Here is a 10,671-nt window from a genome sequence, read left to right as displayed (position 1 = left end):
TGCTACACGCTTCTTTCAGGCTGGCCTCGCGGCTTCCCCCTTGCGTTTCACTACAGTTCTCGTCACTCATTCTGGTCACCACTTTTCAGGTGACTGGTTTTGGCCCATGCCGGGCACACTGGGAGCGAGCTTGCTCGCGATAGCGGATGGTCAGTCGACATCTGTGTTGAATGTTACGCCGCCATCGCGAGCAAGCTCGCTCCCACAGGGGATATTCAGTGTGGCTTATAACGTCAGCGCCATCTCATGCCACGCCATGCCGCCATGGTCGGACGCCGACGGTTTGACGTAGGTAAAACCGAACCCGGCGTACAACGGAATGTGCCGCTCCTTGCACATCAGGTTGATGCTGACCTTGCCCATCGCGCGCATGCGCTTGATGAACTCGCCCATCAGGCGTTTGGCCAGGCCCTGCCCCTGATAATCCGGGTGCACCACCACCGACATGATCACCACATGCGGCCCGGCCGGGTCGTGGCCGATCAGTTCCTTGAATGCTTCGTCCGACATTTCCACCTGGAATGCCGCACCGGAGTTGATGAAACCGGCGACTGCCCCGTCCACTTCAGCAACGATAAACCCCTCGGGCCAGGTGGCGATGCGGGTGGCGATCTTCTCGCGGGTTGCGGCTTCGTCACCTTCATAGGCAAGAGTTTCGATGGCAAAGCAGCGATCCAGATCGGTGGGGGTGACGTTGCGAATGACGGTGTTCATGGCAGCTCGGAATCAGCGTGGGAAAGGTTGGGGATCATAAATCAGCCGCCGTGGGACATCGAGAGACGAATCGGCTGATCCGCCTCTCGCTACAGGTGTCATGCCTTGATCGGCAGCCAGATTTCCAGCTTGCCGGTGTTGAGCCTGGGGTTGAAGTCTTCGCTGTAGCGCTCGAATTCCGGGGCAGCCAGCAACTCATGCCCGGACTGTGGCAACCACGTGCCATGGATGTACTGGAAGGTTTGCGGCAATGTGGCCAACGCTCCTTGATGTTCGAACACGACGTACTGCTGGGGCTGAATCTCGACCCAACGATAGGTGTCCGGCAAGTCGTCGAGTTTGCTGATCCGGACGCCAGCGATGTAATCGAAGCCGCCCTTGCCGTCGAAATTGCAGCAGACACCGTAGGTGACTTCGCCTATTTGGCCTGGAATCTTGCCCAGGTGCGGAGTGAGTCTCTCCCAGAGTTCGGGAATGCCTTGGGTGTTTTGTTGGGTAAATGTTCCACCAAACCCTGCAATCAGCAGGAAGTGCCCGTGTTCGAAGCGCGGTTGCGTCAGTTCGACGCGTGCTAACTCATCCATGACTCGACTCCTGACACATAAAATGGGTTCGGCTGGGAGTATAGAAGCCAAACCCGATTCGCCCAATTACAGCGCGTGCAACTGCTCGACGGCAGCGGCGCCAACGAACTCGTTGTAACCCGATAGGATCACGTAAACCGCGAAATAGCAGAAGATCGCTGCCGATGCCATGTAGGAGTACCGCAGCAGCTTGTCCCCCAGCAACTTGCCGCCATGGCTTGCGGCAAAGCACAAGCCTGCCGACCAGAGCAGCCCGGCACACAGGAAACCACCGAGAAACAGCGCCGAACTGAGCGGGCCACCGCCACCGGAACGGGCGATCAGCGTGCCGCCGACTGCTGCGAACCAGAGGATGGCGCTGGGCGACGACATGGCCAGGAAAATCCCGCGAAAGAATTCCTTGCGGTGGGAGTTGTTCCCCACCTCCGCCCTCTCGGCCAGCAGCGCCTCGTGGTGAATCGCCGAATAGACCATCTTCGCCGCGAAGTACACCAGCAGCGCCGAGCCACCGATCCACAGCACCCAGCGCACGGTTTCGTATTGCAGCAACACGGTCATGCCGGCCAGCGCCAGCACCGCGTAGATCAAGTCGCCGACGCAGGTCCCAAGGCCCAGGGCAAAGCCCTGGAAATAGCCGCGCTGCATGGCCAGGGTGATCATCGCGATGTTGGCCACGCCGATATCCAGGCACAGCGAGAGGCTCAGCAAGAAGCCGCTGGTAAATTCCATCGAACCCTATCCTTCGGAAAAAATTGTTTACATGGAGGCTGGACAGTCTGCCACAGCTGCCCGTACATTCCGCCACAGGCCACCGCAGTGGCCAGCGTCGCTCGGACGGTTCCGGGCGCTTACGTTATCCGAGGCAACAATGGCCGAACAAGGTTCGCCGCGCCGCTTTGCGCGCATCGATCGACTCCCCCCTTACGTTTTCAACATCACCGCCGAGCTGAAGATGGCCGCCCGTCGTCGTGGCGAAGACATCATCGACTTGAGCATGGGCAACCCCGACGGCGCCACGCCGCCGCACATCGTCGAGAAACTCGTGACGGTGGCCCAGCGCGAAGACACCCACGGTTACTCCACGTCCAAGGGCATTCCGCGCCTGCGCCGGGCGATTTCCAACTGGTACAAGGACCGCTACGAGGTCGACATCGACCCGGAAAGCGAAGCCATCGTCACCATTGGTTCCAAGGAAGGTCTGGCGCACCTGATGCTGGCGACCCTGGATCAGGGCGACACCGTACTGGTGCCGAACCCGAGCTACCCGATTCACATCTACGGCGCGGTGATTGCCGGCGCCCAGGTGCGCTCGGTGCCGCTGGTGCCGGGGGTGGATTTCTTCGCTGAACTGGAGCGGGCGATTCGCGGCTCGATCCCCAAGCCGAAGATGATGATTCTCGGTTTCCCGTCCAACCCCACCGCGCAGTGCGTGGAGCTGGATTTCTTCGAGCGCGTCATTGCTCTCGCCAAACAGTACGACGTGCTGGTGGTGCACGACCTGGCCTACGCCGACATCGTCTACGACGGCTGGAAAGCCCCGTCGATCATGCAGGTGCCGGGGGCCAAGGACATTGCGGTGGAGTTTTTCACCCTGTCCAAGAGCTACAACATGGCCGGCTGGCGCATTGGCTTCATGGTTGGCAACCCGGAACTGGTCAACGCCCTGGCGCGGATCAAGAGCTACCACGACTATGGCACCTTCACCCCGCTGCAAGTGGCGGCCATCGCAGCACTGGAAGGCGATCAACAATGCGTGCGCGACATCGCCGAGCAGTATCGGCAGCGACGCAACGTGCTGGTCAAGGGCCTGCATGAGCTGGGCTGGATGGTGGAAAACCCGAAAGCTTCGATGTACGTCTGGGCGAAGATCCCCGAGGCTTATGCGCACCTGGGCTCGCTGGAGTTTGCCAAGAAACTGCTGTCCGAGGCCAAGGTGTGTGTCTCGCCGGGCGTCGGGTTTGGTGAGTACGGCGATGATCACGTGCGCTTTGCCCTGATCGAAAACCAGGACCGGATTCGCCAGGCCGTACGCGGGATTCGCGGGATGTTTCGGGCGGATGGGTTGGCACCGAAAACCAGCGCCTGACCAATATCCCCTGTGGGAGCGAGCTTGCTCGCGATAGCGGTGTTTCAGTCGCCATTATTATTGACTGATACGACGCCATCGCGAGCAAGCTCGCTCCCACAGTGTTTTATGTACACCCTGGGAATCACCCACAAAAAAACCGCATCGCTGCGGTTTTTTTGTGACTGCAAAATCGCTTAGACGAACAGCGACAACAACAGGATAAAGCCCAGGCCCACCACCGACAGGATGGTTTCCATCGCGGTCCAGGTCTTGAAGGTTTCCGCCACGGTCATGTTGAAGTACTGCTTGACCAGCCAGAAACCGGCGTCGTTGACGTGGGACAGGATCAGGGAACCTGCACCGGTGGCCAGCACCAGCAGTTCGCGGTTCACGCCCGGAATCATCCCCACCACCGGCACCACGATACCGGCACCGGTAATGGTCGCCACGGTCGCCGAACCGGTCGCGATACGGATCACCGCCGCCACCAGCCAGGCCAGCAGGATCGGCGAGATCTGTGCCGCCACCGCCATGTGACCGATCACATCACCCACACCGCTGGTTACCAGCATCTGCTTGAAGCCGCCACCGGCACCGATGATCAGGATGATCGCAGCGGTCGGCGCAAGGCTCGCGTCCAGCCATTTGAGCATCTGTTGCGAACCGATGCCCTGCTTGTAGCCGAAGGTGTACAGCGACAGCAGCAACGCCAGCAGGAGAGCCGAGATCGGGTGACCGATCAGGTCCATGAAGGTGCGGAAGAAGTTGCCGTCCGGCAGCACCACATCGGCAAAGGTCTTGAGCAGCATCAGGAACACGGGCGACAGCACAGTGATCAGGGTAATGCCGAAGCTAGGCAGATCGCCTGCATTCTCATCGCGCACCAGTTGATCCACCAGTTCCTGATTCGGATGACCAGGAATGTGCTTGGCAATGAAGGTACCGAAGATCGGGCCGGCGATGATGGCGGTTGGCAGCGCAACGATCAGACCATAAAGAATGGTCTTGCCGATGTCGGCACCGAATACGCCGATCGCCAGCAACGGACCCGGGTGCGGCGGCACCAGACCGTGCACGGCGGACAGACCGGCCAGCAGCGGGATACCGATCTTGATGATCGACACGCCGGTGCGCCGGGCAACGATGAACACCAGCGGGATCAGCAGCACGAAGCCGATCTCGAAGAACAGCGGAATGCCGACCAGGAAGGCCGCGAACATCATCGCCCACTGCACCTTGTCCTTGCCGAAGGCGCGGATCAACGTCTGCGCAATCTGATCCGCACCGCCCGATTCGGCCATCATTTTGCCGAGCATGGTGCCCAGCGCCAGGATGATGCCGACAAAACCAAGCACGCCACCGAAGCCGTCCTGGAACGCCTTGATGATGGTGCCGATCGGCATGCCGGAGGTCAGCCCGAGGAAGGCTGCGGCGATGATCAGGGCGATGAAGGGGTGAAATTTGAACTTGGTGATCAGGACGATAAGGCCGATCACCGTGACCACTGCATCGAGCAGCAGGAACGTCTCGTGGGACATGCCAAACATTGGGGGTGTCTCCTGGTTGTTGTTGTTATTAAAGCGGGTTGATCAGAAGTCGTGAGGACAGCGCTGTCTTTGTAAACACAGTCATACCGCCTGTTTCAGGCCGTGCGCCTGCCACCAGGCATGAGCCTGCGCCGCCAGTTGCTCGACGCTATAGGTCGAAGCATCCAGCGCCAGGGTCAACGGCTCGCCGATGGGCGATTCGAGGGTGGCGAACTGGCTGTCGATCAGGGTCGATGGCATGAAGTGGCCTGGCCGATGGGAGACGCGGTCGGCGGCCACTTCGGGGGTCAGTTCAAGGAACACGAAGCCCAGGCCCGGCAAGGCACTGCGCAAACGTTCGCGATAGGCGTGCTTGAGCGCCGAACAGGTCAGCACCGGGCGCTGGCCCTTGGCATCGACACGGCGCAGTTCATCGCACAGGCTGTCGAGCCAGCCGGCGCGGTCTTCATCGTTCAGGGGGATCCCCGCGCTCATCTTTTCGATATTGGCGGCAGGGTGGAAAGAGTCGCCTTCAATGGCCGTGGCGCCGCTCAAATGGCACAGGGCCTCGCTGACGCACGTCTTGCCGCAACCGGCAACGCCCATGATGACCAGGGCGGTGATGGGATGATTCATGTAACACCTCAGCGCGCAGACAGCGCTACCTTTGCCAGTTATGACACCAGAGCAAAAGCAGAAGTTGCCGACGCCTTTCTTGTCATTTTATGGGTTGCAGCATGTTCGTTCCCGTTGCCAAAAAACGAGGATCAGGCGAACCCTCGCTCACGCATTTGCAGCTGCATCGAGACAGCGCTACCTTAGTACCTTGAATTTTGTTTGGCAAGCCGTCGATGAATCCAACTAAAAACGATAAAAATACTCGCACCACTGGCCGCCCTACCCTGAACGAAGTGGCCCGACTGGCCGGCGTCAGCCCGATCACCGCCTCCCGCGCCTTGCGGGGCGTCAGCACCGTGGCCACGGAACTGGTGGAAAAGGTGCAGAAAGCGGCGCTGGAACTCAACTATGTGGTCAACCCTGCCGCCCGCGCCCTGGCCTCGGCCCAGAGCCAATCGGTGGTGGTGTTGGTGCCGTCGCTGTCGAACCTTTTGTTCATCGACACCCTGGAAGCCATTCATCGGGTTTTACGCCCCAAGGGCTTCGAAGTGCTGATCGGCAACTTCCACTATTCGCGTGATGAAGAAGAAAACCTGCTGCGCAATTACATGGCCTATCAGCCGCGCGGCTTGTTGCTGACCGGTTTCGATCGCACTGAAAGTTCGCGGCGGATGATCGAAGCCAGCAACATTCCCTGCGTGTACATGATGGAACTGGACAGTGCGGCCGGGCTCAATTGCGTCGGTTTCTCGCAACTGGCCGCCGGTGAAACCGCTGCTGAACATTTGCTGTCTCGCGGTCGCAAACGCCTGGCCTACATCGGCGCGCAACTGGACCAGCGCACCTTGCTGCGTGGCGAAGGTTTCCGCAAAGCTCTGCAAAAGGCCGGCCGGTATGACCCGGACCTGGAAGTGCTGACGCCCCGCTCCTCCTCCGTCGGCCTCGGCGGCGAGCTGTTCCTGCAAATGCTGGCCAGTCATCCGGATGTCGACGCGATCTTCTTCGGCAACGACGACCTGGCCCAGGGCGCTTTGCTCGAAGCGATGCGACACGGAATCAAGATCCCCGAGCAAGTGGCGATCCTCGGCTTCAACGACCTGCCCATGTCCGAACACATGGTCCCGCGCCTGAGCAGCATCAACACCCCACGCGAAGCCATCGGCCGCCGCGCGGCGGAGCAGATGCTGACGCTGATGGCCGGCAACACCGTGGCCAAGCCGGTGCAGGACATGGGGTTTGAGTTGAAGGTGCGGGAGAGCACGTAGGCACGACACAAACCACTGTGAAGTGAGATTTTGTGGCGAGGGAGCTTGCTCCCGTTCGGCTGCGAAGCAGTCGTAATCCAGCTCACTTGGATTAACTGTATGACCGCAGTGTCTGTTTTGGGGTCGCTTCGCAACCCAACGGGGCGGTGCGGCGTTCCGACAAGCTCCCTCGCCACAGGTTCCGCGATTAATCCTGCGGATCGAGGTTATCCAGCACCCGGTTCACCGCCAGCTCGGCCAGCATGATGATCTGTGCGATCGCCAATGCCGTGTTGCGCTGGCTACCTTCCAGGAATGTCGCAAAATCATTGGTCATGACGCTCGCCGAGGCCAACGATTCGCAGGCGTGCGCCAACAGGGTTTCGTTATTGATGCCGGGTGAGATGGAGAACATTGGGCTGGGATTGCGTGGGGGGTTCGGCGTGGGTTTGAACATGGCGATGCTCCTAGAGTCATGGAGCTGCCACGATTCGCTGCTAGACGAAAACAAGGTGGCAGCCGTGCGCGGGCTAGCAGACCGGGACTCTAGAACCGGTAGACCCGAAGGTCTTCCCACGCACAGCCGCCATAACATGAACTGATCACGAATGGTCGACGTCATGCGTCTAAAGTATCCAGGCTGCTAGACCCGATCGCTGAAATTGCAGCGACGCGCAACGATAGAGTCCGGATACCAGGCGCACAAGTCGGCGGATTCTGGCGTAGTTGTAGGCAATGACGCAATCAATCGTAGGCAACGGAAACCTGTTGAAACGTCTTTCCTACAGACCGCTCCTACAATTACATACACGCCATTCGCGATGGAGTTGCTCAAATGGAACACACCCTGAAGATTCTCGGCAAAGCCTCGTCCATCAACGTCCGAAAAGTCCTGTGGACCTGCGAAGAGCTGGGCATACCCTACGAACGCGAGGACTGGGGCAGTGGCTTCGCGTCCACCCACAGCCCCGAGTTCCTGCGCTTCAACCCCAACGCACTGGTGCCGGTGATCATCGATGAAGCCGGCGTGCTGTGGGAATCCAATACCATCTGCCGCTACCTGGCCGCCAAACATCACCATCACCACAACGAACTGCTGCCCACCGAACCCGCAGCTCGCGCCCGAGTGGAACAGTGGATGGACTGGCAAGCCATCGAGCTCAATCCGTCCTGGACCTATGCGTTCATGGCACTGGTGCGCAAAGACCCGGAATTCCAGGACGCCCATCGCCTTGACGTCGGCATCCGCGGCTGGAACCAGAAGATGGGCATCCTCGAACATCAACTCACGACCACCAAGGCCTATGTCGCCGGACCGCGGTTTACCCTGGCCGACATCGTCATCGGCCTGTCCGTCAACCGCTGGCTGATGACGCCGATCGAGCGTCCGGACTACCCCGCCGTCGATGAATATTTCAAACGCCTGGCGCAACACCCCGGTTTCCTGAAGCATTGCTGCAACGGCTTGCCTTGAATGGCCGCAGGTTGCCGCCTGGATTGCCACACAGCAAAGCCACTAGTCGGCCATCCTCGAGGAAAAAACGGTTCAACGGCTTGTCGGGGGTGACCGTCCATCGAGCATGTCCAGCAGCGCCTGCACCGCCGCCGACGGCGGTTTGTTCGCCGCGACCACCAAGGCAAACTCGCGCTCGATCCGCGGCAGCACCGGCACCACACGCAAACCCTGCCGATTGCCTGGCAACGTCATCTCCGGCACCAGGCTCACGCCGATGTTTTCCCGCACCAAGGTGAACGCACTGCTCCATTCGCGGACCTCGACGCGCACATCCTGCAGTTGCAGCCCCACATCGGCAGCCAGGCTTCGCGCATTGGTCGAACAACCGCCCGTGGCCAGTACAAAAGGTTGCGTCACCAACTCTTCGAGGCCGACGCCCTCCTCATGAGTGCGCCGCGCCAGCGGATGGCCCCCGGGCAATACCGCCATCCAGGCATCGCGTCCCAAAGCACTGGCCTTGCGCTCGGGAGACGGATTGAGCACCACGCCGACATCCACCAGTCCCGCGCCAAGCAGGGTCTCCACTTCGTCATCGCTGACTTCCAGGGCGACTACCTCGATGCCGGGGTAAAGCCGGTTGAACCGACGCAGCAACGGCGGCAGAAAGGTCGCCAGTACCATGGGAAAACTGGCCAGGCGAATCGTCCCGCGCTCAACACCTTTTGCGGCCTCGACGGTGCTGCGAATGGCCTGCAGCGCGCCGAGCATGGTCCGCGCCTGCTCGATGACCGGCAGGCCGATGGCTGTCGGCAACGTCTGGCGATTTTCCCGGGTGAACAATTGAACGCCCAGGGTTTCCTCGATCAAGGCCAGGGCCTGGCTGGCCCCTGACTGGGTCATGCCGACCCGTTCGGCGGCGCGGGTGATGTTGCCGGTATCCGCCACGGCCACCACCATTCGCCAATGCATCAGGTTCATCATGGCAGTAGTTTTCCTTATGGCAGACTTCTGAAAGATTAATTTTACCGAGGGCGCCGCGCACTATGACACTGGCGTAAATCCACAACCAGAGCCCGCCCCATGAAGCTGTATTACGCCCCCCAAGCCTGCTCGCTGGCGCCGCATATCGTGCTGCACGAACTGGAACTGCCCTTCGAATTGATCCGCGTCGATAACGCCACCAAAAAAACCGCTGCTGGCGATGACTTCCTGGCCATCAACCCCAAGGGCTACGTGGCCGCCTTGCAACTGGATAACGGCGAAGTGCTGACCGAAGGCCCGGCGATCCTGCAATACCTGGCTGATCTGCATCCACATACGAAACTGGCCGCAGCCCAAGGTACATTCGAGCGGGTGCGGTTGCAGGAATGCCTGAACTTCATCTCGACGGAGATTCATGGCGGGCTCGGCTGGCTGTTCAACGCTCGATTTCCCGAAGAGGTGAAAGCGCTGATCAAGGAAAAACTGTTCAAGCGTTTGGCCGTGTTGAACCAGACACTGGAGCGGCAGGATTACTTGATGGCAGGCGGGTTCAGCGTTGCTGATGCGTATTTGTTTACGGTGTTGCGTTGGGCTCGGTGGTTCGACATTCAATTGAATAAGTGGCCGGCGTTGGCAAGGTTTCAAGCGAGGATGGATCAACGCTCGGCGGTGAAAGCGGCGTTGGCCGCCGAGTTGGCGTAAGGCTTCAAATCGCATCGCGAGCAAGCTCGCTCCCACAGGATCCTGGGGTTCCCAAATACTGCGTCCGCAGCAGTTCCTATGTGGGAGCGATCAAGCAGCACGGGATCAGTGACCGAACACGCCGACTTTCTTGGCCTTCTTGTCGGCGCGTTTTTCAATGGCGGTTTTCACTGGTTTCTTTTTCGCCGCTTTCTTTGAATCCATACCTTTGGACATGATGCGTACTCCACTCATGGGGATGTGAGATCAGGCATACACCTATCCTGGCGTGTGCGTTCTTTTATAATAGTCTGCTTTGCAAACTGACAGCCCTGGACCATGCCCGATACCCAATTCACCCTGCTCGACGACCCGTTATGGCCGTTGATGAACAAGTTCTATCGCACTCACCAATCGTCGATGAAGGCCGTGCGCGACGCGCAACTGTGGGTGGCCCGGCGTGAGCAGATCGTTGCCGTGCTGTGTTTGCGCCCGGTGTCCGGCGGGCATTGGCTGACCGGCTTGCTGGTCGATCCGGCCTGCCGCGAGCAAGGGCTTGCCGCCGGGTTGATCGCGGCCGCGGTGAAGGATTGCGAACAGCCGGTGTGGTTGTTCTGTCATCCGGATTTACGGGGGTTTTATGAGCGGCGCGGGTTTACTTTCGATCCGCCGATGCCTTACGCGATGGTTGAGCGATTGAGCCGATATGCGCGCAGCAAGCCGATGATTGCGATGGGGCTGGCGCCCTAAACCTGTAGGAGCGAGCTTGCTCGCGAAGGAGTGTCAGTCGACACCACTT

The 10,671-nt window shown here is 59.9% G+C and carries 12 protein-coding genes; 5 read left to right on the top strand and 7 right to left on the bottom strand.

Annotation, left to right across the window (positions count from 1 at the left end):
- Positions 1-225 precede the first annotated feature (225 nt).
- The 3 genes from KGA81_RS23200 to KGA81_RS23190 form a co-directional block, all read right to left on the bottom strand.
- On the bottom strand, positions 226-714 hold the full coding sequence (locus tag KGA81_RS23200; RefSeq protein ID WP_223548826.1) for a GNAT family N-acetyltransferase: 489 nt from the start codon (positions 712-714) through the stop codon (positions 226-228).
- A 98-nt stretch (positions 715-812) separates the two neighbouring features.
- Positions 813-1,298, bottom strand: a complete 486-nt coding sequence (locus KGA81_RS23195) for a GyrI-like domain-containing protein (RefSeq protein WP_223548824.1) — start codon at positions 1,296-1,298, stop codon at positions 813-815.
- 66 nt (positions 1,299-1,364) lie between these two features.
- Positions 1,365-2,027: a LysE family translocator gene (locus KGA81_RS23190; RefSeq protein ID WP_223548822.1), complete on the bottom strand. Its 663-nt coding sequence runs from the start codon at positions 2,025-2,027 to the stop codon at positions 1,365-1,367.
- 139 nt (positions 2,028-2,166) lie between these two features.
- Here KGA81_RS23190 and alaC point away from each other — a divergent pair, with 139 nt between their 5' ends.
- On the top strand, positions 2,167-3,384 hold the full coding sequence (gene alaC, locus KGA81_RS23185) for an alanine transaminase (protein ID WP_223548819.1): 1,218 nt from the start codon (positions 2,167-2,169) through the stop codon (positions 3,382-3,384).
- A gap of 176 nt (positions 3,385-3,560) precedes the next feature.
- Here the strand turns inward: alaC and KGA81_RS23180 are convergent, their stop codons facing one another.
- Entirely contained in the window at positions 3,561-4,913 is a 1,353-nt protein-coding gene (locus KGA81_RS23180) for a GntP family permease (RefSeq protein ID WP_095944529.1), read from the bottom strand.
- Positions 4,914-4,994: 81 nt separating this feature from the next.
- A complete protein-coding gene (locus KGA81_RS23175; protein WP_223548817.1) occupies positions 4,995-5,528 on the bottom strand; it encodes a gluconokinase in 534 nt (177 codons plus the stop codon).
- A gap of 215 nt (positions 5,529-5,743) precedes the next feature.
- Between KGA81_RS23175 and KGA81_RS23170 the strand changes: the two genes are divergently transcribed.
- Positions 5,744-6,775 (top strand): LacI family DNA-binding transcriptional regulator, encoded by a 1,032-nt coding sequence (locus KGA81_RS23170; RefSeq protein ID WP_223548815.1) that lies wholly within the window; start codon positions 5,744-5,746, stop codon positions 6,773-6,775.
- Positions 6,776-6,962: 187 nt separating this feature from the next.
- Here the strand turns inward: KGA81_RS23170 and KGA81_RS23165 are convergent, their stop codons facing one another.
- Positions 6,963-7,211 (bottom strand): DUF6124 family protein, encoded by a 249-nt coding sequence (locus tag KGA81_RS23165; protein WP_007974480.1) that lies wholly within the window; start codon positions 7,209-7,211, stop codon positions 6,963-6,965.
- 378 nt (positions 7,212-7,589) lie between these two features.
- Here KGA81_RS23165 and KGA81_RS23160 point away from each other — a divergent pair, with 378 nt between their 5' ends.
- Entirely contained in the window at positions 7,590-8,228 is a 639-nt protein-coding gene (locus KGA81_RS23160; protein WP_223548813.1) for a glutathione S-transferase family protein, read from the top strand.
- 72 nt (positions 8,229-8,300) lie between these two features.
- On the opposite strand, the gene KGA81_RS23155 is transcribed toward KGA81_RS23160, so the two are convergent.
- Complete coding sequence (locus KGA81_RS23155) at positions 8,301-9,191, bottom strand: LysR family transcriptional regulator (RefSeq protein ID WP_223548809.1); 891 nt, start codon at positions 9,189-9,191, stop codon at positions 8,301-8,303.
- Between the two features lie 99 nt (positions 9,192-9,290).
- Between KGA81_RS23155 and gstA the strand changes: the two genes are divergently transcribed.
- Positions 9,291-9,893 (top strand): glutathione transferase GstA, encoded by a 603-nt coding sequence (gene gstA / locus KGA81_RS23150; protein ID WP_223548806.1) that lies wholly within the window; start codon positions 9,291-9,293, stop codon positions 9,891-9,893.
- 318 nt (positions 9,894-10,211) lie between these two features.
- Positions 10,212-10,622 carry a GNAT family N-acetyltransferase gene (locus KGA81_RS23145; protein ID WP_223548804.1) on the top strand — a complete coding sequence of 137 codons (411 nt, stop codon included), beginning with the start codon at positions 10,212-10,214 and terminating at the stop codon, positions 10,620-10,622.
- Positions 10,623-10,671: the final 49 nt, after the last annotated feature.

It is taken from the genome of Pseudomonas sp. A-B-19, from assembly GCF_019947515.1.
GTDB lineage: Bacteria > Pseudomonadota > Gammaproteobacteria > Pseudomonadales > Pseudomonadaceae > Aquipseudomonas.
This window is presented reverse-complemented; position numbering and strand designations above follow the sequence as displayed.